General features: G+C 43.9%; 29 protein-coding genes and 1 pseudogene. 20 read left to right on the top strand and 10 right to left on the bottom strand.

Annotated features, from left to right (window positions below; all coding sequences use genetic code 11):
- Window positions 1-125: 125 nt before the first annotated feature.
- Window positions 126-710 carry a superoxide dismutase [Fe] gene (sodB, locus tag R7Q48_RS08080; protein WP_005396533.1) on the bottom strand — a complete coding sequence of 195 codons (585 nt, stop codon included), beginning with the start codon at window positions 708-710 and terminating at the stop codon, window positions 126-128.
- Between the two features lie 285 nt (window positions 711-995).
- Here sodB and R7Q48_RS08075 point away from each other — a divergent pair, with 285 nt between their 5' ends.
- Entirely contained in the window at window positions 996-1,331 is a 336-nt protein-coding gene (locus tag R7Q48_RS08075; protein WP_017635833.1) for a Grx4 family monothiol glutaredoxin, read from the top strand.
- A 373-nt stretch (window positions 1,332-1,704) separates the two neighbouring features.
- A complete protein-coding gene (locus tag R7Q48_RS08070; RefSeq protein ID WP_318132248.1) occupies window positions 1,705-2,289 on the top strand; it encodes a hypothetical protein in 585 nt (194 codons plus the stop codon).
- A 28-nt stretch (window positions 2,290-2,317) separates the two neighbouring features.
- Here the strand turns inward: R7Q48_RS08070 and R7Q48_RS08065 are convergent, their stop codons facing one another.
- On the bottom strand, window positions 2,318-3,340 hold the full coding sequence (locus tag R7Q48_RS08065; RefSeq protein ID WP_318132247.1) for a tyrosine-type recombinase/integrase: 1,023 nt from the start codon (window positions 3,338-3,340) through the stop codon (window positions 2,318-2,320).
- Between the two features lie 227 nt (window positions 3,341-3,567).
- Here R7Q48_RS08065 and R7Q48_RS08060 point away from each other — a divergent pair, with 227 nt between their 5' ends.
- Complete coding sequence (locus R7Q48_RS08060) at window positions 3,568-5,100, top strand: DNA (cytosine-5-)-methyltransferase (protein ID WP_318132246.1); 1,533 nt, start codon at window positions 3,568-3,570, stop codon at window positions 5,098-5,100.
- Here the strand turns inward: R7Q48_RS08060 and R7Q48_RS08055 are convergent.
- The 3 genes from R7Q48_RS08055 to R7Q48_RS08045 form a co-directional block, all read right to left on the bottom strand.
- A complete protein-coding gene (locus R7Q48_RS08055; protein ID WP_318132245.1) occupies window positions 5,084-6,457 on the bottom strand; it encodes a hypothetical protein in 1,374 nt (457 codons plus the stop codon). The two genes, R7Q48_RS08060 and R7Q48_RS08055, sit on opposite strands and share 17 nt — an antisense overlap.
- Before the next feature lie 10 nt (window positions 6,458-6,467).
- Complete coding sequence (locus R7Q48_RS08050; RefSeq protein ID WP_318132244.1) at window positions 6,468-8,615, bottom strand: ATP-binding protein; 2,148 nt, start codon at window positions 8,613-8,615, stop codon at window positions 6,468-6,470.
- Window positions 8,616-8,722: 107 nt separating this feature from the next.
- Window positions 8,723-9,385 carry a helix-turn-helix domain-containing protein gene (locus R7Q48_RS08045; RefSeq protein WP_318132243.1) on the bottom strand — a complete coding sequence of 221 codons (663 nt, stop codon included), beginning with the start codon at window positions 9,383-9,385 and terminating at the stop codon, window positions 8,723-8,725.
- 153 nt (window positions 9,386-9,538) lie between these two features.
- Between R7Q48_RS08045 and R7Q48_RS08040 the strand changes: the two genes are divergently transcribed.
- The 10 genes and pseudogenes from R7Q48_RS08040 to R7Q48_RS07995 form a co-directional block, all read left to right on the top strand.
- On the top strand, window positions 9,539-9,751 hold the full coding sequence (locus tag R7Q48_RS08040; RefSeq protein WP_017821157.1) for a hypothetical protein: 213 nt from the start codon (window positions 9,539-9,541) through the stop codon (window positions 9,749-9,751).
- 104 nt (window positions 9,752-9,855) lie between these two features.
- The gene (locus R7Q48_RS08035; protein ID WP_318132242.1) at window positions 9,856-10,395 is read left to right on the top strand and encodes a phage regulatory CII family protein; all 540 of its coding nucleotides are present in this window, start codon (window positions 9,856-9,858) and stop codon (window positions 10,393-10,395) included.
- 9 nt (window positions 10,396-10,404) lie between these two features.
- Complete coding sequence (locus R7Q48_RS08030) at window positions 10,405-10,740, top strand: hypothetical protein (RefSeq protein WP_318132241.1); 336 nt, start codon at window positions 10,405-10,407, stop codon at window positions 10,738-10,740.
- Window positions 10,741-10,802: 62 nt separating this feature from the next.
- The gene (locus tag R7Q48_RS08025) at window positions 10,803-11,090 is read left to right on the top strand and encodes a hypothetical protein (protein ID WP_318132240.1); all 288 of its coding nucleotides are present in this window, start codon (window positions 10,803-10,805) and stop codon (window positions 11,088-11,090) included.
- A complete protein-coding gene (locus R7Q48_RS08020; protein WP_318132239.1) occupies window positions 11,087-11,308 on the top strand; it encodes a hypothetical protein in 222 nt (73 codons plus the stop codon). Before R7Q48_RS08025 ends, R7Q48_RS08020 begins: the two co-directional genes overlap by 4 nt.
- On the top strand, window positions 11,290-11,517 hold the full coding sequence (locus R7Q48_RS08015; RefSeq protein ID WP_318132238.1) for a hypothetical protein: 228 nt from the start codon (window positions 11,290-11,292) through the stop codon (window positions 11,515-11,517). Before R7Q48_RS08020 ends, R7Q48_RS08015 begins: the two co-directional genes overlap by 19 nt.
- A gap of 54 nt (window positions 11,518-11,571) precedes the next feature.
- A complete protein-coding gene (locus R7Q48_RS08010) occupies window positions 11,572-13,659 on the top strand; it encodes a hypothetical protein (protein ID WP_318132237.1) in 2,088 nt (695 codons plus the stop codon).
- A 184-nt stretch (window positions 13,660-13,843) separates the two neighbouring features.
- Entirely contained in the window at window positions 13,844-14,575 is a 732-nt protein-coding gene (locus tag R7Q48_RS08005) for an AHH domain-containing protein (RefSeq protein WP_318132236.1), read from the top strand.
- Window positions 14,572-15,150 carry a hypothetical protein gene (locus R7Q48_RS08000; protein ID WP_411979275.1) on the top strand — a complete coding sequence of 193 codons (579 nt, stop codon included), beginning with the start codon at window positions 14,572-14,574 and terminating at the stop codon, window positions 15,148-15,150. Before R7Q48_RS08005 ends, R7Q48_RS08000 begins: the two co-directional genes overlap by 4 nt.
- Window positions 15,151-15,166: 16 nt before the next feature.
- A pseudogene (locus tag R7Q48_RS07995) lies at window positions 15,167-15,625 on the top strand (replication endonuclease); the annotation flags it as partial.
- Window positions 15,626-15,721: 96 nt separating this feature from the next.
- Here the strand turns inward: R7Q48_RS07995 and R7Q48_RS07990 are convergent.
- On the bottom strand, window positions 15,722-16,201 hold the full coding sequence (locus R7Q48_RS07990; protein WP_140133639.1) for a type II toxin-antitoxin system YhaV family toxin: 480 nt from the start codon (window positions 16,199-16,201) through the stop codon (window positions 15,722-15,724).
- Between the two features lie 3 nt (window positions 16,202-16,204).
- Complete coding sequence (locus R7Q48_RS07985; RefSeq protein ID WP_140054708.1) at window positions 16,205-16,399, bottom strand: hypothetical protein; 195 nt, start codon at window positions 16,397-16,399, stop codon at window positions 16,205-16,207.
- Window positions 16,400-17,570: 1,171 nt separating this feature from the next.
- Here R7Q48_RS07985 and R7Q48_RS07980 point away from each other — a divergent pair.
- Window positions 17,571-17,912, top strand: coding sequence for a hypothetical protein (locus R7Q48_RS07980; RefSeq protein WP_308383019.1), 342 nt, complete (start codon window positions 17,571-17,573; stop codon window positions 17,910-17,912).
- A 4-nt stretch (window positions 17,913-17,916) separates the two neighbouring features.
- On the opposite strand, the gene R7Q48_RS07975 is transcribed toward R7Q48_RS07980, so the two are convergent.
- From R7Q48_RS07975 to R7Q48_RS07965, 3 genes are all read right to left on the bottom strand, one after another.
- Window positions 17,917-18,168, bottom strand: coding sequence for an ogr/Delta-like zinc finger family protein (locus R7Q48_RS07975; RefSeq protein WP_079765352.1), 252 nt, complete (start codon window positions 18,166-18,168; stop codon window positions 17,917-17,919).
- Window positions 18,169-18,246: 78 nt separating this feature from the next.
- The gene (locus R7Q48_RS07970) at window positions 18,247-19,275 is read right to left on the bottom strand and encodes a phage portal protein (protein WP_140133641.1); all 1,029 of its coding nucleotides are present in this window, start codon (window positions 19,273-19,275) and stop codon (window positions 18,247-18,249) included.
- Window positions 19,272-21,047, bottom strand: coding sequence for a terminase large subunit domain-containing protein (locus tag R7Q48_RS07965; RefSeq protein WP_318132235.1), 1,776 nt, complete (start codon window positions 21,045-21,047; stop codon window positions 19,272-19,274). Before R7Q48_RS07965 ends, R7Q48_RS07970 begins: the two co-directional genes overlap by 4 nt.
- A 166-nt stretch (window positions 21,048-21,213) precedes the next feature.
- Between R7Q48_RS07965 and R7Q48_RS07960 the strand changes: the two genes are divergently transcribed.
- The 6 genes from R7Q48_RS07960 (at window position 21,214) to R7Q48_RS07935 (ending at window position 25,464) form a co-directional block, all read left to right on the top strand.
- Window positions 21,214-22,071, top strand: coding sequence for a GPO family capsid scaffolding protein (locus tag R7Q48_RS07960; RefSeq protein WP_025536111.1), 858 nt, complete (start codon window positions 21,214-21,216; stop codon window positions 22,069-22,071).
- A complete protein-coding gene (locus R7Q48_RS07955) occupies window positions 22,071-23,075 on the top strand; it encodes a phage major capsid protein, P2 family (protein ID WP_140058927.1) in 1,005 nt (334 codons plus the stop codon). Before R7Q48_RS07960 ends, R7Q48_RS07955 begins: the two co-directional genes overlap by 1 nt.
- Window positions 23,076-23,085: 10 nt before the next feature.
- Complete coding sequence (gene gpM / locus R7Q48_RS07950; RefSeq protein WP_078230721.1) at window positions 23,086-23,802, top strand: phage terminase small subunit; 717 nt, start codon at window positions 23,086-23,088, stop codon at window positions 23,800-23,802.
- Between the two features lie 114 nt (window positions 23,803-23,916).
- On the top strand, window positions 23,917-24,336 hold the full coding sequence (locus tag R7Q48_RS07945) for a head completion/stabilization protein (RefSeq protein WP_140058924.1): 420 nt from the start codon (window positions 23,917-23,919) through the stop codon (window positions 24,334-24,336).
- Window positions 24,333-24,824 carry a phage tail protein gene (locus R7Q48_RS07940; RefSeq protein WP_140188084.1) on the top strand — a complete coding sequence of 164 codons (492 nt, stop codon included), beginning with the start codon at window positions 24,333-24,335 and terminating at the stop codon, window positions 24,822-24,824. The genes R7Q48_RS07945 and R7Q48_RS07940 overlap by 4 nt, the downstream gene beginning before the upstream one ends.
- Entirely contained in the window at window positions 24,808-25,464 is a 657-nt protein-coding gene (locus tag R7Q48_RS07935; protein WP_318132234.1) for a virion morphogenesis protein, read from the top strand. Before R7Q48_RS07940 ends, R7Q48_RS07935 begins: the two co-directional genes overlap by 17 nt.
- Window positions 25,465-25,466 lie beyond the last annotated feature (2 nt).

Below are 25,466 nucleotides of genomic sequence, written 5' to 3'. Positions count from 1 at the left end.
GGCGTGGATAAGAAGAACTTTAGTAAAAGAGGGAATTATTTAAAGGTGCTAGGGAAGGCGAAAAAAAAAGCCCGCTAAATAGCGAGCTTTTGAATAAGACTAAATTGAACTTAGGGGGAAGTATATTACTTCGCTAGGTTCTCAGCTACGAAGTCCCAGTTTACTAGAGCCCAGAAGCCGTTCATGTAATCAGGACGTACGTTGCGGTAATCGATGTAGTACGCGTGTTCCCATAGGTCAACAGTTAGAAGTGGTGTTGTACCTTCTTCTGTTAGAGGAGTAGCAGCGTTAGAAGTGTTAACGATCTCTAGAGAGCCATCAGCTTTCTTAACCAGCCAAGTCCATGAAGAACCGAAGTTGTTGATTGCTGAATCAGTAAACTTCGCTTTGAATTCTTCAAAAGAACCGAATGCTGCGTTGATTGCGTCTGCAACTGCGCCAGTTGGCTCGCCGCCCGCATTTGGAGCAAGACAGTGCCAGTAGAACGTGTGGTTCCAGATTTGCGCTGCGTTGTTGAATACGCCACCAGTAGAAGTCTTGATGATCTCTTCTAGAGTTTTGCCTTCGAACTCAGTACCAGGGATAAGACCGTTAAGCTTAACAACGTAAGTGTTGTGGTGCTTACCGTGGTGGTAGTCTAGAGTCTCTGCTGAGATGTGTGGTTCTAGTGCGTCTTTCGCGTAAGGAAGAGCTGGTAGTTCAAATGCCATTACTCGATTCTCCATTGATTTGAAAGGATGACCTTTCGATTGCTTCCAGTGTTTTTTTATAGCTATGTCGCCTTTAAGGCTGACTTGGTAAGTATTTTAGCAAGTTTTTACTTTATTAAAACCCCGATATGAAAATATTTTAAGAGGTTAGCAGTGGTGAAGTGCTGCATTGCTCGCCAATGAGCAACCTAAAATTAAGCCTTATTAATTATATGGTTTTTATTCTGTCGTTATTGAGTAGAATGTGGCAAATAAATAAAGTTCAAACCCATGAATGAGGAAGCGATGGAAACTATCGACAAAATCAAACAGCAGATCTCTGAAAACTCAATCCTGCTGTACATGAAAGGATCACCGAAACTACCTAGCTGTGGTTTCTCTTCTCAAGCGTCACAGGCACTAATGGCATGTGGTGAGAAGTTCGCTTACGTAGACATTCTGCAAAACCCAGATATCCGTGCTGAGTTACCAAAGTACGCGCAATGGCCAACTTTCCCTCAACTATGGGTTGAAGGTGAGCTTATCGGCGGTTGTGACATTATTCTAGAAATGTTCCAAAAAGGTGAACTGCAGCCTCTAATCAAAGAAGCAGCAGCGCGCGCTGAAGATCAAGCTGAGTAATTCGTAAATACTCACATTTAGCGATAGAATACGAAGGAGCCGTACTGGCTCCTTTTTCTTTTTAGGTTAGTGGAATGAACATAAAGCTTTATTATGTACCGCAATCCTCCAGATTCCCTATAAGCCTTGTTATCCCTTGTTATATAAAGACTCTAGCAATGAGCTCAATATGATTGTGACCGATGAATGACGACAAAAGACGACCTCTGTCGCCATTTTGTCGCCACGATTAAAGGTGGTATTTGTAAGTGGAATGCGATTAATAGTGTAGAGAACTTGTGAGTAAGTCATTGATATAAAGACATAGCTTTAACTTGTTCAGTGAGTACAATGTAAGGTTTGAAACGTTTTTACTAATTAGAGATTATACGATTTGAAATATTTAAGCCTTACAATTATTACACTACTTAGTTTGAGCGGCTGTTCAGCCTTTCATTTTGGTAGTGAGACACCTGAAGATAAAGCATTGAAATTATGTGGATTAGGGATTAGTCAGCAAGCTCGGGACATTTTAAAATTATCTATACAAAGGGCATCTAGTACTCCAGGTTTCGATTTTGTTGCTGAAGCGAATAAACAAATAGATACGCAATCAGTATCTTTGCTAAAGCAAGCTGATTTAACTGATAACGAAAGCTTAAAAATTGTTGTGGAGGAGATACGTGCAGCTAGAGAGTGTGCGGTCAATAGAGTAGCTATAGAGCTACCCGTATCTAAAGCTTCATTGCAAGAAGCTTGTCGTAAGGATGTAGAGAGAAAGTTGTCACCAGATGGCCGAAGAGGTGCTCTTCGAAACTGGAATACTGCAGATGGTCAGTTAATTGGTAGTCGTGAAACGGTAGAGATGTATGGCGAAATCGGTAGTGGTTGTAGTGTTACAAGGCTAATTGCCATGTGTGATTTTTCAGGGAATACATTTAACGAATCCGTCATCAGAAAGACAAAGTCTGATTGCTGATAGTACATATCCAGAATGCAATCCAACTCTAGATATCTAGAGAGGCAAGCGGATTGAATCTAACCGCATCACTCAAATGGTTTGGCGAAAAGTGGGCGTAAATCATCGTGTGATCGATTTGTTGATGACCGAGGATTTCCTTTAACACAAGAATGTTGCCGCCATTCGTCATGAAGTGACTCGCGAACGTATGACGCAAAACGTGAGTCGCTTGTCCTTCTGGCAAGTGGGGCAGGGCTTTCGTTAGCCATTTGTAAGCCACACCATAACCGCACGTGAAAAGCCGATCATTCGTTGGCTTATAGATTTGGTTATACAACTCTTCAGAAATCGGCACCGTTCTGTTTCGCTTACCTTTGGTATTGTTGTAGGTAATGCGGTATTTCGTCAGGTTAGACCCCTTCAGATAAATCGCTTCTCTGATACGTGCGCCAGTCTCTAAGCAAACTTTATATATCCTCGTTAACTCATCGCCAACTGGGCTTTCCTGTGCCACGTCGAACAGGTGACGAATTTCTTGTTCGGTCAAGAACACCAGTTCGGATTCCGGCTTTTTGATTGCCTCAATACCATCAACCGGGTTGGGCAGTTTCCATTCTCCAAGCCTTATCAACTTATTGAACATTGCTTTCAGCAACCCAAAATCCACGTTGTTCGAAGCGATAGAAAGCTCTTTATGTTTTTGCCCTCTACCTTTGTTGGAGCGGCTAGAGCGATATGTAGCGAGTTGCTTTGCGTTAAGCTGTGAAGCGATCGGATTACCCAAGTCAAAAACCATGCTTTCTAAACGTAGGCGAGTATGATCGCCAGACTTGAGGTTCTTACCATGCAGCTTAAACCACAACTTCACTAAATCAGATAGCCTGCGATGATCGGGCTTACTTCCTAACCACGGCTTGTCATCCACTTCTTTCATTAAGTGGAATTCAAAAGCAGTCGCTTCGCCTTTGGTAGCAAAGCGTTTACGAACGCGTTTCCCCGTTCTGCCTTGCGGATAGCATTCGCAAAGCCATGGTTTTTTACTGCCGTCTTTAAGGTTTCTAATTGTCATAGTTTTATTTGCCCTCCACTGTATGTACATACAGTTTATTCGTATGGTTTACGCTATGCAATGTTCCACATCGGCTCAATCGAACATAATCTGATTGACGTTTTACAAGAAACGAACAGCGCTTGACCATGTGCGAATTATTTGCCAATAAACATCATAAATAGATTGCCAGGGCGATCCGACCTGGTATGATTGCCTGGCGTTTAATTTGATGGTAATGACTAACAATGGAAGCAGGTGAAGTTCTTGTAATCGATCTTTTTGCTGGCCCCGGTGGGCTTGGTGAAGGTATATCTTCAGTTACAGATGAGAGTGGAATTAACCCATTCAAAATAGGCGTATCTGTTGAGAAAGAACCAGCTGCACATAAAACTCTTACCACGCGCGCTTTCTATCGAAAAATAAAAAATTCAGAAGAAGGCTTAGTCAGTTACAACGAATATCTGAACGATGTTATTTCTCGTACTCAACTGTTTGAACGATTTCCCAATCAAGCGGAAGAAGCGCAGCAAGAAACGTTGTACAAGCCTCATGCTTTGGGTGATGACAACCAAGTTATTCATCAGAGAATTAAAGAGCTCGTCGAGTCACACGGTGACCGCCCTAAAGTAGTTATCGGAGGGCCACCGTGCCAAGCTTACTCCTTAGCTGGACGTTCCCGAAACGCGGGTATTAAGGACTACAAAGCTGAAAATGATGATAGAAATTTTTTATACAAAGAGTATTTAGAAGTACTCTCCATTGCTCAGCCCGATGTTTTTGTTATGGAGAACGTGCGCGGTATTCTTTCAGCCAAGGTTAATGGCAAAGAGATGTTCCCACAGATTCTAAAAGATCTGCGCAAACCAGGCCGTGTGACTCGCATTCGAGGAGCTGGATATAAGATATATTCGCTTGTTGTTGAGGCGGAAAACCCCAACAATCCAAGTTATGATTCTGCCGACTTCCTTATAAAAGCCGAAGATTATGGGGTGCCTCAGGCGCGTCATAGAGTCATTTTATTAGGGGTTCGCGACGATATTAACAAAGTGCCTAGTACGCTAGTTCCAAATAAAAGCCAAGTAACAGTGGAACAAGTGTTGGCAGATTTACCCAAGCTTAGAAGTGGATTTTCTAAGCGTAAGGATGATACTAGTGATTGGGAAAAAGTGGTTTCACAAAATGCTACTCACGTAAAACGCTTGCTGAAGAAGCAATTTAGTGGCGCAAAAAATTTAGATTTGAGCCCGTTCAAAAAGTTAACAAGAGCTGCATTTCAACCTGTTAATCAACCGATTCAAATGCCGGACCACCTAATCGCATGGTATCGTCAAAATGAACCTAGCTGTGTTCTAAACCATGAAACACGTGGTCATATGGAAAGTGACTTGCTTCGTTATGCTTACAGTGCTGCCTATACTCATCTATCAGGAGGCACATCACCTAAATCTCGTGATTTCCCTGAGGACTTAGCCCCTGCTCATGACAACTGGACATCGGGTGCACATGCCGATCGATTCCGAACTCAAGCCGCGAACAAATGCTCAACGACTGTCACTAGCCATATATCCAAAGATGGTCATTATTTCATTCACTATGACCCTAGGCAGTGCAGAAGCTTAACTGTTCGTGAAGCAGCTCGTTTGCAGACATTTCCAGATAATTACAAATTTGAAGGAAATAGAACACAACAGTATGTTCAAGTCGGTAATGCTGTGCCGCCTTATTTGGCACAGCAAATTGGTAGGGTTGTAATAGATTTACTCAGTCAAAGCGAATAATTCCAGGGCGCGCTGCATGCTGGGAGGCCTTAAAGCTAATATCTGATAATATCTGATCTTTTAGCCTAAATACTGGCTTCCCTAGCCATTTGTTAAATTCAGGAATGGCGCCAACTTGATACATAAAGCTCACTTTGACGATATACTCTTGATCATTCACCATAATGTTAGGTAGGCGATAAATTCCTGAATGAGCAGTGTTGCTACTACCGTTTCTAAATTTTGTAAAGCACTCATGCTCGACAGGTATCATTGCGGATAGAAAGTATCTATTTAACTTAGTTTTTCGCTGAGCTTGGTCGCATTCAGCTGAAAGCTCGATGAACCCCAGTTTCGTTGCTTCATGCGCAGCTTTTCTAGTCGCTTTAGTTCCCTGGCCCGAGTCTAAAAATTCTTCGTTAATTAGAGTTTTAATATTCCGACCAAGGTTTTTGGTTAACTTAATTTCATGTTCAGGCGTACTAAGATAGTCTGCGTTAAATTCAATCCAGCTGCCACGTTTATTTTTAGGATCATTTTCATCTAAGGTTTCGACGTGATAAAAGGAATTTAGGTACGCTTTAACATCTTTGTCCGCATTAAGGCGAGTCCCAATTCCTACAGCAGCATTCAACCATACTGAACGTTCAATATGTTGGTACATCGACTGTATATGATCGTGAAGTACTGGTTCTAGGCCTAATTCGATTGCAATTTCTGGATCATCTTTAGCGTTCTTGACACCAATAGTTTCATTACCTATCACTGCTAACATTGATTGTAATTTATCAGTTGTTTTACTTTGAAAGTCGGGCAAGTCCTCTGGTTTGCTGCAGCGTGCTAAGCTGAATAAAGAATCAGTGGTATTTTGTGCCGCTGTAGATACTCTATTTTCCCAACTAAATAGAGCATCAAAGATGCCGCTTTCTTTGAAAAGCTCTTTAATTCTTTCATCTAGACCTTGCTGACCAGAGTTAAATTGTGTTTTATCAAGCACTCCCCAATGAATAGGATAAGGAACGTCTTTATAGCGTTCATAAATTACTTCCATGACGGGAGCAACAGTACTTGCATTGCGAGACCAAAAATAAAGAAGAAATGGACCTTGTATTGGAAGAGCTTTTAACACCTCGGCAATCGGACCTGCTAATTGCTTATCATCAAGCTTTTGGAGCTCTTGCAAATTAAGATCAGAAATAATAACGCGAGGCTTTATCATGTCTAATTTTACATGGTCGATTCCAGTTTCGTTATCCGGATCTTGTCCTTGGTAATGAATCGGGAAGCAAGGGTAGCCAGCTCGAGTAAAGCTTTCTTGTAGTGTATCTAAATCTTCTTTTGTATCATCTATAAGTACGATGCCTGGTAAACTAATCATTTATTTTTTCCTAGCTAAAAATCATTACCACTGCTGCCCCCTGATATGCTTCAGGTAGGTCTAAATCCTCTGGGTCACAAATTTGAAGTCTACCACCGATTGTCTCCATCACTTTATCGGAGTAGTAAAGCCCAACCCCCATTCCCCCAGGTCGAGAGGTTTTGAAAGGCTGTATTGCTTCTTCTGGTGTTAAGCTGAATCCAGGCCCGTTATCCATTACAACCAATGCCGGGCCCTCTTTGAACCAGTTAGGGAGACTATCTATACGTATAGCTGGTTTAAAATCACCACCTTCTCTTTCAGCTCTTAAATTTGTCCAATGTATAGAGTTGTCAATAAGGTTGGTGAGAGTAGCTTGAAGTAAGCCGAATGGAGCAGTTACTTCAAAAGATTCTGACTCATCTGTGTTTATAGGGCATGAGATAGCAATGTTGTGATGTTGGAATCGATGCTGATTTAGTTTAATTATCTTTTGCGTTAGTGCTTTTATGTTGAATGTCTTCAACTCATTTCGGCGTAATAAAGGAGCAAAGCCCTCGAGTAGTTCTGCGAGGTGCTCTGCTCGTTTAAGAAGTGTTTCATAATCGTCAGATTGTCGAATTGATTCATTCAGGTCATCAACCCCTCTCTCTACCTCATGGAATATGACTGCTAAGTTAATGCCTGCTATTCCAGAGCTTAAAGTCACTTCGCGCATTTGATGGTAATCAGATTCAATCTGTGCAACTTTACCACTCATTTCTTCTTCAAGGTTATGAGCTTTGATTGCCTTTTTGATACCTTCGATGCTTTCAGCAAAACGAGTCGTAGCAGGTGATGCGTCTTTAACATCGCCTTTTAGGTAATCATCGAGGGCTTCACGATCTTTTCTGTGTTTTAAGTGGAAATCTTCAATTACACTAGCAACTATCCAACGATAACGTTTATAAGTATCGTTTTCGTCGAATCCCTCTCGGTTTGTTTTCTCTTTTAAACCTTCGCTGTCTTCTAGGTTTAAATCTATCCCTCCGATAACCATACCGGTATCGATTTTCTGACCAGGCATGTTTATTCGACCAGCATTTAGACCAAGCCAATCATCTTTACCTTCACCATAGTTAAAAACACGAATGCCATCTCGATAAACACGTATGCCAGATTGTTCCTTCAAGTACTCTTTGATCAATTGTGGTGAGCCTATTGCGCTCAATACCGAGCCAGTTTTCATAAAGATATAAAAAGTACCTGAAATAGGTCCAATTCCTTTCAAATCTTCGGGCTTGAGCAATAATGTTTCGCGAACCTTTTTATCACGAGCCAGTTCTTCTTCTTTACTTGGTTCCAGCAACTCTAGCTGTTCGTCGTCTTTTTCTATTGATGACGATGCTAATTCCTTAAATGTTTGGGGGGGGGTAAATGAATAATTAGAAGAAAACCTACCTTTTTCATCAATAATGAAGTCATAGGTCCATAGAGCTTTATCTAGGATATCTTGGGCTTCAAGTAAATCTGAGATGTCTTTTTCTCTTCCAGGTACAGTTAGAGTAACATCAAAATCCGAGACAGTTTTGAAAGGAGAAATAAGGCTTGTTAATAGGCGTTTAAGGCGTCTTAAATCCCCGCGAGTCCAATGCGTATTATTGAGATCGCCAATTTCGATGCGCGTTCCTGTTTCTGATTGAAAAAACTCGGGCTTATCTAAAGGGGTAATGGTTACACGAGTGTCTTCAATATACTCAGCTTCATTGATTAGTTTTGGCCAATCGATGGTAATTTTATGCTCAGTGGAATCTTTAGCTCTTGTGTTGATTATAAGTTGTTTGCCCAACTTATGTACCGCTAGGCGACCAACCCCTTTTTCTCCCAAAGGTAGTCGACTAAGTGGAGGTGGTGTCCTAACTTTGTTTTCACTGCGCTTGCTGTTTGTTCCAATTTCCATCCATTTATTAATAATATCTTCTTTGGTCATTCCTGACCCTGAGTGATCCCAAATTATTATATTTGGATGCTCGCACTCTAGGTTGAGGGTAACATCGACACTAGTCGCGTTCGCATCGTATGCATTTTTTACTAATTCGAAGACAGCTAATCGATCATCACCAATTAGTTCATCACCGAGAAGCTTTAGTAAGTGGGCGTTGGCTCTAAATGGTGTAATTAACGGTTTTTCATTTTTCATTTATGTACCGCTCCTTAGCGCATTGATTATATTAAACATATTTGTACGTTCAGATTATAGATTAAACGCTACCAACAGTTGTCTTGGTGCAGTGGGCTAGCAGAGAATTATTCTTTTCTTAATGTCACCGCCACGCGGCCAATTACTTTGATATCTTCTTCCGATACTTCAACCGTTGCGTTGCCAAACACCACTGCTAGTTTGTTTGGTAATCGTTGAATGTGGTTGATGGACAGACGCCCATTCATATCAATCAAATACTCGCCACTCACTGCATCGTTCTGTTTTTTATCTACCAGAAAGCGGCCGTCGTTCGTTTCGATCTCAATGGTGTTGGCGGCTTCTAAATCCCAAGAGTTAAACATGCGTTGTGCGTATGGGATTTCTCCAGTTGGCAAAAGTTGACCGTTCGTGAGGCAGAAGCTCTTAATCGCTACGACGGCTAGCTGAGGGTTATGTAACTCTGGACTAGATGAAGTTACCTCTGCTTCAGGTGCTTTTTGATTGCCCCAAAAAGAATGGTGTAATTCGGCTTCAGGATAGTCGTTGGGAAGAATCAGCTCTTTAACCGGGATGCCCGTACGTAAATGAGTTCTTACAACTAGTTCGTGTGAGTTTCTGTTGTGTGAGTTCCAAGTACTAAAAGTGGTTTTAGGTACACCATATATCTGTGCCAGTTCTCCAAGAGAATTTACGCCATTGATTTCTTTTAGTTTGTCAGTGAATGCCTCGCCTTTGATGTAATCAAAAATAGCCAATTCTGCACTCATAATCGTTCACCATAATGTGATTGATTTCATTTTTGTACGAAAATACGTTGACCGTACGAAAAATCGGATCAATACTAAACTTGTTTTCGGATGTTACGCTGACCAAAGCAAGAGACAACCGAAGAAGATAGATATAAATACAAGGATATCACCATGTTAACGTACAAGATACCTCCACTAAGTCCATATGTGACTTACGAAGAATACTCTCGCCTTACTGGTTTGCCGATGGGCACTATCAAACAATATGTGACTGAAGGTCGCGTCATCATCAAACCAAAAGATAAACGTCGAGATAAGCCATTGATTAACATGGTTGCTATGCACGAAATGGCGGCTCGTGAAGCCATTGCTGCGCTGGGCTAAGTCATGGGTTTTTCCTCTCTTATTCCAACCAAAATACACTGCCCAGTGTGGCTAAATGAGTTGGTTGTCATTCACGTACCGCTTTTCATGTAAGAGTGTGGATCATGGACGCAAATATCGCTATGTGCGGATTTCGCGAACGCAAACAGCAATCTTTTAACGCTGCATGCTGCGACTTCGCCATCAATCACAATATGGAAAACCTGGCTCCACGCATTGGCCTTACTGGGAGAATGCTGCGTAACAAGCTCAACCCAGAACAGCCGCACAAACTGGACCCAGTGGATTTGGCATTGCTGAGCAAAGAATCCGGCGATTACACCATTGTGAATACACTTTTTGCTGACCTGGGTGTGGTGACGGTTCAGTTACCTCAAGGCGGGGAAGAGAAGAACCTTTTAGAGCGCACGTTACTTAACAACCAATATTCAGGTGAGCTGTCTAGCGATGCAATGCACATGTGCAGTGCAGACCGCTTACCTCGCAGTCAAAAACGCAAAACCATAGCTAAGGTTCAAGCGGCCATCGGCAACTTAGTTTTGTTCGTCAACGATTTAGAAAACCGTACCACCGGCTTTCAGCCACTCATGCAGATGGGCACAGATTTCCTCGCCAACGGTGCGCCACTTCCGGGCTTAGCCTAAGGAGACCCAATGAGCCAGTTAACTATTCAAAGAGAACAACAAAAGCAAGTACCCAACGCCAACGAGAGCATTGCCGCTTGTAAAGCCTTGTTCAATGGTTCCGCTACACGCGGCAAGTTAAAAAAATTGTGGGACGCTATGCCACCACGTTTTCGCGGTATGGTTTTAGTCGCCGGTGATCTGAAAGCCTCGGAGCATGTGCGAGAGTTTGAAAGCTTTAATGATTTGGAGCTTCAAAAAATCCGTAGCGGCATGCAACAGATTAAAGAAATCGCGACGTTGTTCGATCGCAATCTTGGTGACGTTCGACGCCTCAAGCATTACCAATTCAATAGTACCCATTAATTCTCCAAGCCTTTGCCCCTGTAACAGGGGGCTTTTTTCGTCTTAGCGTAGGAGCATAAAAGATGAATCTAAATGAAGTTGCAAACAAACTCGCTATCCAAACGACCATCAATAGTCTGTTCGCTTTGGCGCTGGATAGTGCAGACATTATCAGTATTCGTATCGAGTACTCTTCAAAAATGAGCCTTCTCAACGTGATTGTGTTTGATGAAAACACAACGAATCACGCTCACAACGTTGTGTTGATTGATAAAGAGCGTGCGCTTGAAGAGCTACTGAACATTGAAGATTACCTGATTGAACGCATTGCCGTTCACCGCGACCAAATAGAATCGGAGGATGCAGCATGAGTATTAGTTCGAGCGAAGCCAACCGGTTAATTGAAATGTTGAAAGAACGATTGGAAGAGTGTTGTGACTGCATTGAAGCTGGCTATGAGATTACGCGTTCTGCTGGATACACGACTATCGATGCAGAGTTAACGGTGGAAGGTGGGCGCTCTTTCATTGATGAGGCGACTCGCTACTTAGAAGAACAGGATCGCGAGTCATGCAATACGCCGCAATAATGCTTTGTCCAGCTGGCGGTGTTATCCGCCATGAAGAAACTCAAGAAGTTGCCAATGTAATGGTTGGCGACTTCGACTCACTAGACCAAGCCATCGAACAAGCATGTGTTTCCCTTAGCTGCACTCATCTAAGCAAAGGCGTGTTGAGCAAGGGCAACCGGAAGGGCGGCTTTATGTTGGTGACAACTCAGAAGTTGGAGGCGGTATGAAGCACCAAAAGTTTACCGCTTTCTCTGTAGGTAAAGACAAATTACGAATGGATTATGAACCAATCTGATCTTCTCTATATCGGTGGGGCAGTGATGCCCCTGGACCGAATCAGGAAAAATGACGCCAGCTATAATGCTGGTTTTTTAGGTTCCAAAATTTACTCAGACCAAGAACAAGCGCTTCTGGATAGCGGAATGGTCAAAAAAATAACGATATATGACCGCGTTCCCAATCGAAAGTCTAAGCGTGAGCGAGATCTTCAAGAGCGAACTTACTTCTATAAATCTGTAAATTACCTCTCGGAACACGACCGCGAAGCGGCGGCGAGAATCGCCGAAGAGTATAGGCTAGTCAAAGGGCGCAAAAGTCCGACAGAGAAATTTCGCCACAGAAAAGACAAGCAAATTAAGCAATTGATGAGTCTGAGCAAGTCTCTACGCCCTAAAAGTATCATCAGCAATGCCGACGCCAACTTCAGCCATGATGCTTTGTATGAAACGAACGAGCGCTCCAAACCTGCCATTCTCAATCAGAATGGAAAACGAGGACAAGGCGAACCTAAAAAGATTCCTATTTCAATGCAGCTAATGCACCGGTCTTGGAATGAAACTTATAAGTTTCAGGCGGTAACCGAAACGCCATCTAGTGCTGCGCCTTCGGAAAACAGTGGTGAGAGATTCTCGGAAAAGTTGACGTCCCGTTCTGTTTCTAAAATCTTTGAGGCAGGGGCTTACACTGCAGCTTGCCATGGTGGTTTCTCTACTTTTCTCACGCTGACTTTCACCAAGGCACAACGAATGGCTATATTCGGTGGAATGTTGGATGGAAGTGAGTGTGTCAGCATGGGGTCGCATCATCCAATAATCTATAAGCGCAACATGGTGACAGTACATCCTAAGCGTGGTGAAAAGAAAGTTGACCAACCAATCACGGATATTGGTGGAGAATACTGGCTGTTTCCAACCTTAGATAGTAAGCGTGTTAAAGCTATGAACCAGGGCAGTGTCATAGCCGGGCCGTATTGCGATCTTAAACAAAAGCCCAAGCAAGAGTTCTCGATGGAAAAAACCTTAGAGACAACGATAGGTAAAGAAGTCTCTCGTTTTCTTGATGGCGCAAAGAAAATGTATCAACGCGGCTGGGTTGCGGATCATACCATCCAAGTTGACAAAGATAGTGGACGAAAGTACTGCGACTTATCCCAGGAGAAGGTTGCTAAACATGCTCAACCCAGCGATGTTGGGCCGACTAACTTACCTGCTGATTTCCATTACATATGGGTAGCCGAGTGTCCAGCCAATGAAGATGGAGAGCCTAATCCACACGTTCATATTTTGCTACGTTGGACAGTACCAGAGCATCTCTTTAGTCCTTGGGCCAAGCGACTTGAAAAGATATGGGGGCATGGGTTTGCGAAATTAGAGCGAATCAAAAAGCCAAAAGCCGCCGGTTCTTACATTATCAAAGCAGTCGGTTATGCCGCTAAAGGTGAAAATGCTGACCAAGGGCTAATCAAGGGAAATCGATACAATATCGCGAAGTGCTCAAGAGCTCCTGCCTGGGAAACTCTTGCTTCGTTTGAAGCTGGCAATATGACCGCAATAATTAAGGAGTTAGGCTACAAACTTGAGCAATGGAAAAAGCCAATTAAGCGGCAAATCCGCAAGCTACGAAATGCCAAAGAGCAAACCATCAAGGCCAAAGCGATCGCCAAAAAGCAGCAGAAATCTGAGGAATATCAGAACAAGCTTTATCAGAGAATCATCCGTTTGGAAAAGCAGGCCGAAAAGCTGAGTCAGAACTTACATAGCAGGGGAGTGCACGTGAATACGAGCAATCGCTTCTGCATTACGTTTGAAGGAGAACTGGCTAAGGATAAAGTAGACAAGTTTATGGTTTGGGCTGCTGGTGCAAGAGGGTGGTCATTGAATTGTAGAGATCTGGACCTGAGCGATATAAAACAAGACGCGAGCCACTTCTATCAATCTGAATATCAGCGATTTAAAGAGAATCAGTCCTATTGGCAATCACTATTACATGAACCTGTACCACACATGGAAGTTGATGAAAGTGAGCTTTCTTATTGGTATAGCATTACGGCAGATTATCTCGAAGGGCGGCTTTTTCCAATATTGAGTTAGTCCGGTTTGTGTCGTCATAAGAACTTAAAGGTTAGAGTAGTGAACCGCTATTTCTTAAAGTTGATTTAAAGTGCTATTGCTTGCATAAAAATCTGAGCTATCGGCCACATAAAGGCTATTGATTATTTGCTCGTCAGTTATGTGAATGTTATCCAACGGCTTTGTTTGTTCGAGGGATACGAGTATGAAGCATAATTTGAGTATAGTTGGACGAAAAACGAATCGTCCTAGTAATCCAACTGCAGCTGAGTTGGCCTTAGATCGTTTTGATGCGTTAGTCGACGATTTCTATAGCAAGTATCGTGTGGCTCCACCTGCGGGTGAAACTGAACAGCAAAGAGCAAAACGATTGCAGTTTGAAGCACAAGACTTGAGGTTTTTGAAAAAAATGAGGATTGAACTCATTGCTCATGCTCGAGTTGAAGATATGCAAGCTAAGTTGCAATCGTACTCTGCAGAAAACTTAAAAAAAAATGCGAAAGAGTTGTTCGTTGAAAAGCATCATCCGACGACGAAACTAGCTAATAATCTAACCGCTGCAGGAGAGCCTAAACCAACTAAAAACCATGAGCCTCACCATATCATTCCTGGCTCGGGAAGGTTTAGAAAAGCAGAAATGAGAGCCGCAAGATTAAATTTGCACATGCATAAAATTGGCATAAATGCTCCCGTAAATGGTGTTTGGTTAACAAATTATGCAAAACATACGGACTTTAACTGGGAAGCACCTAAGTCTCCGGCTCACCGTTCGATCCATACATTTAATTATGAAACTTGGATTAGTTCCAAATTTTCGAAGGGTATTCCGAGTAAACAGCACTTTGAGGCTAACTTACTTCGGGTCAAAATGGAGTTAAAGAGTGGCACCTACCCTAAAGAGGCCTTGGAAGCTAAGAATGAAGTTTGGAAAGGATGATGACGGTTTATAAAATTACAGATGATTTAACTAAGTTTCAGTCGGTATGTTCTGGCCCAGATGAAATAGCTACCCAGTTGGGGGATTTCGCCTATTTTGAGAGAATCTTATTGCAGGCTGTTGAAAATAAATCTCTGAAAGATATTTGGAAGCCTGCGGAGGTCGAGTTTGAAGATATATTAACCGATAACTCTGTATTGCCTGATATTAGCTTATGGTTACGAACATATCTTGTTTTATCTCCGAGGGCATATGAAGCTCTAAATAGTTGCTTATCTGAAAGCGGAGATTTTTTACCTGTCAACTATCAAGGTGAACAATGGTATTTATATACATCGCTGACTTTTGGAAAAGAAGATAGACAAAAGTGTGTAGAGAAGATCTCATATGGAAGCCCTGATGGGTTAGAGGTTCTTGAATTCATTGATGATGATGTGAAAGATAAAGTGATCTTTAAATCAAGATTAGAAGGGGTCAGCAACTTATACTGTACAGAGAGGTTCAAAGCTATGTGTGAACAAAATCAGCTTAATGGACTCGTATTTTCTTCTAATCTGACAGATCCATTCAGTTAACGAATAACTTGATTTTAAACAACCCGTCCGCAAAGAAAGCAGAGCGAGAGCTCTGCTTATATTCAATATCAGAAACCTAGGGTTTAATTCTCGGAGTTCTGTCAATAACTGTACGGAGCATCGCGAGGTCCAGGTCAGCGATCAGCTATCCCGAATACTTGAACCTATGAAGGATAGGGCAACTTCACCACCAAATATTGATGAAACGGCACTGGCCACGCTGCTAAAAGGCAGTTCAATTAGCATCGATGATAAAAGAAGTATCCAAATCCGCTCTGCGGAGGTAGACGAACACGGCAACATAAGGCCCGCGCAGCTGGTCGAAGCAAGCCGTGCACCTGCAGATGATCTTAAATGGATGGATTTTGAAGGTTGGGACCAGGCATTGGCCCAACCAGAGCAAGAAGAGTATCAACAACCCGACCTGTCGTTCTTCCCAGAGATGGAAGAGGGCTGGCCGTTGGGTGAGGGATGATGACCATTTTGAGTAACCGCATTGATTACAAAACTCTAAGTATTTACGTAGATACTTAGGGCTTACACAGACAGACGACGGAATGAGTTAACAATATTAAGCTTTAAGAGGGTTAGCTTCTTTGTAAAGTTCGTCCCAACTTTGAGGGACCTTGCCTTTACTTAGCATTTTTTCAAAGACTTTATACACGTCTGTTTTTGCGCCAGCTTGACGCATGGTTGAGTCATCATTTAGCCAAGCGTAAATGATGGCCTTAGGGGCATTGCTGTGAAATTGAAAAAACAAACGATAGCGTGGTGGCAGAGACTTCTTTTTCACTCTGCGCCAAGATGTGTTTTGTTTACCAAGCGTTAAGCCTTGGCGGAAATCAGCATGATCAGGGTCTGAAGGTACATTTTCTAAAATATTCTTACGTACGGCTTCGAGAAGTTTGTACTTTGGATGAGAGAAAAAACCATCAGGATCATTGCGAGAGATTTTCTCGACTTCTGTCACTAAGTCTTCGAGAATGTTTTGAAATATAACAAGGGCGTGCAGCTCATATCCGTGATGAATGGGTACTTCCAATGTGTCCAAGAACTACCCCTCCAGAATTTCTGCACGCGCTTTTGCTTGCTCCGCTTTGTGGCGTAAGGCATTCATGCGATCTAAAAGTGAAGTAGACAACGGTTTTACGTTACCTTCTACTTTAACTTCACGGTCAAGTAGATCGATGAACTTATCTTCGATTTCGCGGTTACGTCTGCGATCATGTAACTGCACTACTTTAGTCATGATTAGGCCTTTGAAGTTAAGATTTTTACGAGGTTACGAGAAAAAGATTTAAAGAAATCTTTAAATCTTTAGAGCAATTCTCGACCATTCTTACGCATTCGTCAATCCCATAGACCGAATATGTGCCGAATATACCAGCTGCTATCAGTATCACTCAACACCACTCGCATTGACTAAGCCTCTGCCACTATTATAGATTACCCCTGTACTGACAAAATCCAGTGTCGGGATTGGACCCCCGTTTTATTTTCACAAAGGCACACATAAAAAGTCAGCACTTACTTTCCATAATACCCATTTTGATATTGTCTAAAAACACAATCGGATTTGGCTTAAAGCCTCCCAAATTAGTACGGCGCTAGGTTATGTACGGCAAGATTCAGTTAGTTGCATTTATGAACGTAATGCAGATTAATTCAATAGTAGAGACTGAGACCGTCAAGTTAACGGCCTCAGGAAATTACCAGAAAACCGTGCGTATTTTTCATTGCGTGGCGCTCACCTTATCGCCATGTTCGCGAGAATGTCGATAGCCAAGCAGTTTAGAAAGTGGGTATTAGACCTGCTTGACCAAGAGACCACAGATCTACCAAGTAACGTTTTGTTTTGCGGATAAGAACCAACGACTAGTCGAACCAATGAGAAGCGCTTGCCCGATGATAGGTGAAGTGAGTTACTTTGAATCAACCAACATTGATGATTTGGGGGATACAGGTGATCAGCTTCGCTGCAAGATGTAATAGTTGTTCTGAATTTTTGTGAACCTTTCCGCAAAAGTAAAGTAAGACCCAAGTCGTCAAAAATGACCGAAGTCGGTAGTTTGGTACCGTAGTCGGTCATTCTTATTGACTTCGGTAGTTTGTTTATGGTCATGATTTTAAAAGGTTTTTTTATTAAAGTTTTTGGTTGGGGGTTTTGAAAGGCAAAAAATGTCCTATTTGATTAAAAATAGAGACATTTGCGTCTAATTCTGTCGAATCTTGGTGTTATTGACATGCCAGCCAGAAAATGGACTATTAACTCACCCTCCTTACGTTTTCTCCCAAGTGCAATTTTTAAGCACAATTGCGCCGATATCATACTCAAATCAAAAGTCGCTAATCTCTAGATGCGGACAGATAGAATCAGATTCGAGTTGATAAGGTGCTCTCAAACATTAACGGGAGACCATATGAAAACTAAAACGAACAATGATCAACGTCGTGAAAACATCAATACCACAAAAACCACCGTAGAAACCTGTATGAATATACAGTATATTTCAATGGTGATTAGTAAGGGTGTTGATATGTCGAATGAAAATCAAAACGATATCATGTTATCTGCTTTAGAAATCGTCATTGATGGTGTGGCTAATAGTGAGGCGACGGAGAGAACTCGAGCAGCTGGTGCGTATATCGCAGGCTTAATACTTGCGGATGCAAAGGGGCAATTAGACACCAAAAAACAACAAGCCATCTTGAGTATTATCGAGATGGCTTGCGAAACGGAGAGTGCTGCTTTTATGTCGTAGTAATTTACAACATAGATAATTGATGTTTGAGCTGTTGCCGTGCCTCTGGCGGCAACGCCTTACATAAATTGAATGCCAGTTGGCTTGTCGTTTTCGCTGATGGGCTCAACGTATGGCTATAAGACAAATTCATCACAAAGGTGTGCCCACATTCAGGGTCACTGCAGCTGCAATACAAATCTGAATGGCTGTTAGTTAAGCGGTTCGATTTTTGGATTCGACTTTTGCTGCCACACTCCGGACACAACACTCTCATATAAAACACCTAGCTTATTGACTGACTTAATAATCATACGTCAAAAGACTGTGTTTTTGTACAGTTTTAAAGAATGGTTTAGGCCGTATCTCCATGTGTTAAATTGAAATTAAGGCGCAAATGCTTAGGTACTTCTGGGTCTGAGTTCACCTCATCCATAATCAGCTCACAAACGGGGATGATTTCATCCTTGGCGTATTCGCTGCCTATCTTAGTTGGATCGCCTAAACTGGTTGTGCCTTGAGGAATAATACCAGCTTTACCAACAGGGAATCGGTGGCCGACAAGAATGTCCTGCGCGGTAATGTTCTTAATGCGTTCGAATTCATCTTTAGTCGCGATATCACCGACCGGAATCAATTGAATCCCTTTCTCTTTGCCGTTCGGAATATTCACAAACATACTGCGGAAGTTACCCACGCCTTTAGAACTGGCGATCTTCTGCTTCAACATTTCTTCATCTTCTTCACTAAGGTTTGGGTCAGTGGCGTAGAAGATAAAGCCCATGTGTGCGCCGTTCTTATAGTAGCGACGGCGGAACAAAGTCGCGTCTTTATTCAGCAAGCTGCTCTGAATGCTGCCAAGATAATCCGCCAAACCGTAGATTTGTTGCTGCGGGTCATACTGAGGCAAGAAAATAACATCTTCCTTGCGATATTCACGTTGCTGGTTGTCGCGCTCCAAAATGACGAAATTGCCGTTTTTGCGTCGGCGCAGGTACATGCCAGGTAATGGATGCAAACGAACCACACGTTTGAAACCATCGCGAATTTTAAGAAATGCAGCATCGCCAAAGGTGAAGTAATCACGGCAAAAGGCTTGGATGTGTCGGCGGCGAGTAGCACCTCCATTTAGGAAGCGTCCGGCTACGTAGTTTGCCCGAGCAATCAACAATGAACCATGATAGGCGTTGGCCCGAGCGATATCGGCTAAGCCACTGCGTGAAATAGGAGGCTCCCAATAGTCGTCACCATCGTTGTAAAACAAATCTGAATAGGTGGTCATCCAACTATTTGAGTCGATGGACTCTGATGAGGAGTCGATGTGATAGACCGACTCTGGCGCGTGTTCTTCTTGTTTGACTAAAGTGTTCATTTGCTCGGTCATGCTGCAGTGGCCCAGGTTGATTTAGTTGGTGTTGAGTGATCTAACGGCTCGTTAATGATGGCGTGAGAGATTGCCCAAAATGCATCGGCGTGTCCGGTCGTTTCGCTTCGTTCGGCCTTAAAGGTCATAGCGTTACCGCTAGCGGTTGGCACGCGCTTAATCGCCATAAATGCCATCGCAATGTCTTTGTGCTGCGCATCGAACTGCAAGCGTTTGGCTTCTACGACGTCAATCATCTTCATTACCAAGCGGTTCTTATTTTCGTTGCTGTAGTGGATGGCGTGAGCTTCACGTGGGTATTTCTTTGAAATTAAGTCCCAAACACCGCCGCCAATACCAGTGGTGTCGACTCCGATGTAAGTCACTTTGTAGCGCTGAAAGACTTTGTCTATTTCCGCTACGTGATATTGGAAGTTCAGGCCTTTCCAGTAGTGTTTTTCTAATACACGGAAACGTTCACCCGCGACGACAGGCGGAGCGACAACCACCAAACAGGCATTGTCTCGGGTGCGGCTTGGGTCATAACCCAACCAAACTTCCCGAGTGGCAAAAGGGCGTTTGCTATTTGGTTTGAAGTCTTGCCAGTGAGCGGCATCCACCATGCCTTTTTCAAGGTCAGAGAATTTAAAGACAGACAATGAACCATCGACAAATACGCACATGAATAGGTTTTTGAAGTCGTCATCGCTGTATTCTTCGCGTAGTTCGTCAATGTCGAATAGGTCACAACCACCATTCGCGGCATCTTCAATGGTGACAACATAACGCCACTGTTTGTCTGGGCAAAGTCGGCCATCGTCTCGGAATTCATCAAAAGTCGGGAATTCGATATGGGCGCGTGAGTCTTTGCCTTTGCGCCACTGGTCACCAGTCCAGAACGGGTAAGCCTGATGCATTTTAGAAGACGGCGTAGAAAAGTAGGTTTTGCGCCACTTCTTATGTGTTGCCATTGCCGAAGCCAGTTTGTTCAGCTCGTCGAACTTAGGTATCCAGAAGTATTCATCGACATAAACGTGGCCGTGATAACTCTGTGCGGTTTTGCTGTTGGTGGACAAAAAGCGCAGTTCGGCACCATTGGAGAGAATGATAGGGTTGCCGGTTAACTCGATATCTAAAAACTCTTTCGCAATCGCAATGATGTAGCTGCGGAAAACTTCAGCCTGTGCGCGTGATGCAGAAAGAAAGATTTGGTTATCACCAGTCAGAATCGCATCTTCTAAGGCTTCACCACTGAAATAGTAGGTAGCACCAATCTGGCGAGACTTGAGAATATTACGAATACGCTGTTTGATGTTGTTACGCATCGTGTGCTGGTATTTGAACAGCGATTCGTGCCAGCCTCTAAAGCCATCTTCTGTCAGGTGCTCAATGCTGTTTTTCTTGCGGCTTTTTTTACGGTTGCCATTACTGCTGCTTTGTTTTGATGAGTCACCATCACTCTTTGGTGAGCTGCCTGGCGAAAGGTGTCGCTCTGCTTTGGCTTTTGCATCAGCGTGAGCTTTTAACAGCTTAACGTGGTGATCGATTAGCTTGTCCATTTCCTTGAGCTGTTGATCGGTTTTCTCATCCTTATCTATCAGCACCGCTAAACGGCGGTTAATCATCTGCTCTACAGACAATTCATCCAACAACAAAGCCCAGCCGAATTTCTCCGCCCAGGTATAAAGGATGCGCTCACTATTGAGGTTCAGTTGCGCTGCAATTTCTTTCGGAGGAACACCGCGTAAATAGAGCTTTTTCGCGGCTTCTCTTATTTCATCTGAATATGCCATAGCTGCATCATACGCGCCGAAAACTTGCAGATGACCTAGATAAGTTCCTGAAAATTCGGATTTTGGTTAAATCCGAATTGGTAGGAATTGAAGTGGCTGAAAGCGGTTATTCAAAGGCGTATTGTTTGCTCACACCGATATGTGAATGACAAGTTTGAGTACCAAAATGCCAAAGATTAGTGACTGGAAAATCATTGCTACTGAAGGGCCAACCGTAGACGGGCGCAAGATTACCCGTGATTGGATTGAGCAAATGGCGGCAAGCTATGACCCGAAAGAGTACACCGCACTAATCTGGCCAGAGCACCGTCGATTCTATGGCTACGGTGAAAACTGGGGCAATGTTGTTGAGCTTAAAGCTGAAGAAGAAGATGGCAAATTACGTCTGTTCGCGAAGCTTGAGCCAAATGAATTCATGTTGGAAGCCAACCGCAAAAAGCAAAAGCTGTTCACATCCATAGAGCCAAATCCCGATTACAAGGGCGAAGGGCGTTGCTATTTAATGGGCCTAGCTGCGACTGACTCCCCAGCCTCCACTGGTACCTCGCTCCTTCAATTCTCTCGTCAATCTGGCCAAACAACCGAATTAGAGTGCAGTGCATTGGAAGAAGTCGATTTTTCCGAGTGCTTCACGCGCAAAGACCGCTTTTTCGCGGCATTTAATGAATTTTTCTCTTCTGGCGATGAAGAGCCAGAAACTCCATCAAAAGTAGAGGACACCGATGTGACCGAAGAGCAACTTAAAGCAGCACTGAAAGAGCAGTTTTCTGCATTCAAAGGCGAGTTCAAGCAAGAACTGAAAGAAGAGTTCAACTTGCAAGACGAGCCAGAAACACCAGAGCTAGAAGAGCAGGGCACAAGCGTTGAGCAGTTCTCTGCCACTCTGGACGAAAAGCTAAAACCGTTAATTGAGAAAGTGAACGGTCTCGAAAACCAATTCGCTGAACTTTCACAGGAAGTACCAGGCCAAGAGCCGAACCCATCGGGTACCAGTGAGAAGTTCTCATCTGAGGAGATTTTTTAATGCTGAATGCACTATCTACCACCTACCTACAAGAGTTTTGTGCAGCGACGTTAGCAGCAGCAAATGCTCCGCAGGGTACTCAGTCATTTAACCTAACACCACCAATGGAAACCAAGCTTCGTCAGGCGATCATGGAGTCTGATGCTTTCCTTGGCATGGTCTCATTGCTGCCAGTTCAGCAAATTAAAGGTCAGGTTGTTGATGTGGGTGATGATGGCCTGTCTACCGGTCGTAAAGACAGTGGTCGCTTTAGCGTTGAAGTCGGTCAAAGTGGTAATACTTACGAGCTGACAAAGACGGATTCTGGCGCACATATCTTGTGGGAAACCATGACTCAGTGGGCAAACTCAGGCTCAAAAGGCCAATGGTTGACCATGATGAAAAATGCCATCTCTCGCCGTTTCGCATTAGACATGTTGCGCGTTGGCTTTAATGGTACGTCTATCGCAGCTAACACAGACCCAGTCGCTAACCCGCTTGGTCAGGATGTTAACAAAGGTTGGTTAACCATTGCGAAAGAGAAGAAAGCGAGTCAAGTTCTTGCTTCAGCCCAACTCGACCCAACAGGCGCAGCCGCGGATTCATACAAAAACCTAGATTCGTTGGTTCAAGACCTGATCAATACCACGATTGCACCAGAGCACCGTCAAGACCCTGATCTAGTGGTTCTCGTCGGTTCTAACCTGGTCGCAGCAGAGCAGCATCGCTTACTGGAATCAGCAAACACACCAACGGAACACAAAGCCGCGCAGCAGTTAGCCAAAACCATTGCGGGTAAAAAGGCCTATACGCCGCCGTTCTTCCCTGCCGATATGGTTTGGGTAACCAACACTAAAAACCTGCAAATTCTTACTCAGGAAGGGACGCAGTGGCGCAAGCAGAAGAATGACGAAGACGAGCTTCGCTTCAAGCAAAACCACATCCGTATGGAAGGTTATGCAATTGGCAATCTAAATAAGTTCGCTGCGATTGAAGCGGTCACCGTTGTTGAGCCTGTAGCTTAAGGAGTGATGCATGGTTAGCCCATTAGCAAAACAGCGTCGACAGCTCATTGAAAAGCAGGCTAACCAGTCTGCACCGGGAGTGAGTTCCGGTGCAGATACCGACAGCCTGCACATCAAGCTGATTGAGTTTGAAGAAGACCGCAAGTATTTGCGCTCATTAAATGCCATCGCTGATCGAATTAAGCACAAGCGTGAAGCGCTGGTACCGAAGTACAAGCCGTATGTTCAAGCCTACTTAGAAAGTGGCGAAGCGTTCGAAAACCCAATCTTTACCAACTTGGTGGTTTGGCTATTCGACATTAAAGAGCTGGATACCGCAATCGAATGGTGCATGAAAGCCATTGAGCTCGACTTACCTACACCAGAAAACTTTCGTCGTGACTGGCCGACGTTCTGTGCTGACGAAGTGTTGGCATGGGCGGAGAAAGAATCGGAACGTGGTCATTCCATCGAGCCTTATTTCTCCCAGGTATTCGAAAAGGTAGAGAAAGAGTGGCGCTTGCACGAGAAGGTTCACGCCAAGTGGTACAAGTTCGCTGGTTTATACCTGATTCGAAATGAAGAAGGCCAACCGCAAGCCACAGCGGTTGGCAACGTAGAAACATTGGAAAAAGCCTTGGCTCTGCTTCAACACGCGCACGATAAGAACAGCAAAGTGGGGGTGGGTACCCAAATCAAGAAGATTGAAGCCCGTATTCGCGCCATTAACGAAGGCAAGAATCTGTAAAGACTCCTACGCCACCGCGCCTCGGCTGGTGAGGTAAGAGAAGCCAACCGGCTAACTCGATACCGTCGACCCAGTGGCTAGAGGCGCCCTAATTTAAATAAGCAAGGAACCGTTATGAGCTTTGGCGGAAATGTTAACAGCGCAGTCGATATCGCCATACCAGGTGAAGGATGGCCGGATTTATCCACGGCTGAATTCCGCAGTTTACGTCGTGTTCCCCATACGTTTGATAACGAATCTTTGAACTACGCGGTGACCATCGCCGCGCTGAATATTCAGGAACGACTGGAAAGCTTGATCGTAGATGGCGAAAAGCCAGTGCTGAGCAATCCGAAAATCATGCTCTACAAACGTGCGGTTTATGGTCGGGCTCACGCCGAGCTGATGAAAGAGTTTGCGACTCAAGACCGCCGAAAAGAAGGCGAAAGCGTGGCAACGGATGAACCGGAACAAGAGGCACGTTTTCTCGCCCAAAGTAATAAAGATGTGCGTGCGCTCCTTGGCCGCAGTGCGAATGGGATTGACTCGATATGAGCGAAACCACTTACAACAAAACCAAGCTGGAACACCTGACGGATTACATCGTCAGTCACCTGAATTCCAATGTGCTCGATAACAAAATCGATGCCTGGCAGGAAAACGGCTCCATCGTGCCAAACGGTGAAGACCGAGGGAACGGCGGTTATATCGCTTGTCATTGGAAGTACAACGCAGTGATCAGTATTGAAGAGTTTCCGCACCGACTTCTCGACCCTCGATGTTTACTTGCTTTGGTTGCCTGTTGGCTGAGCGATTACGACACCACGCGTAATGAAGATGAGTTAGGCGACCCAGACCTTTCGGTTGATGTGATCAGCTGTGAGGTAGCCGACGTTGCCATTGAATTGGAAATGATGGAGCCGATTGAGCTGATCCCTGACCCCGCGGGAATGATCACTTGGCGAGGGGAAACCTACCGAGTGCAGGCCGTTGAAATCTACACCGCAGAAGAAGCGGAGTTGGTGAATGAAGCCGCAAATTAAGGTCAATGATCGCGATGTGCTCAACATGCAGGAAAAGCTGGCCATGCTGGCTCTGCCACCTAAAAAGCGAGTCTGGATACTGAAAACCCTTGGCCGTTGGGAAACGACCAATACCGGAAAGCGCATTCGGTCCCAAAAAGACGTTAACGGACGCGCTCTGCAGCCAAAGAAAGGAAAGAAGAAAGGCAAGGTTTTAAAGCGGATGGCAAAGGGCTTAACGCCTTATGTGAGAAACGCCAACCAGCTTGATTTGACTTGGAGTAACAAGTTAACCGCAAAAATCGCAGCAAGGCACCACCTTGGTCAAAAGCAAAAAATGACCAAGCGCCAAATGCAAAAGCGATGGGGTAAACCGGATTACTCAGCACCTTGTAGCAAGGGGCAAGCGAGAAAGCTAAGAGAACTGGGCTACACGGTACCGAGAAAAAGCGGTAAAGGGCGAAAGAAGCCCAGTTTGCGTGAGTTGATGGCAACCATTACTCACGGACAAGCAGGACAACTTATTCGAGAACTCTCTAATCAGCCAAATATCACCAGTTGGGATATTCCATTAGCAGAGCGTCAGATTCTCGGTAGTAAAGAACGTGAAGTGAACCGCCAGCTCATCAAGATATTTGAGCAGGCAAAACAGAGGAAATAACC

This window comes from Vibrio sp. 378, assembly GCF_033339435.1.
This window is presented reverse-complemented; position numbering and strand designations above follow the sequence as displayed.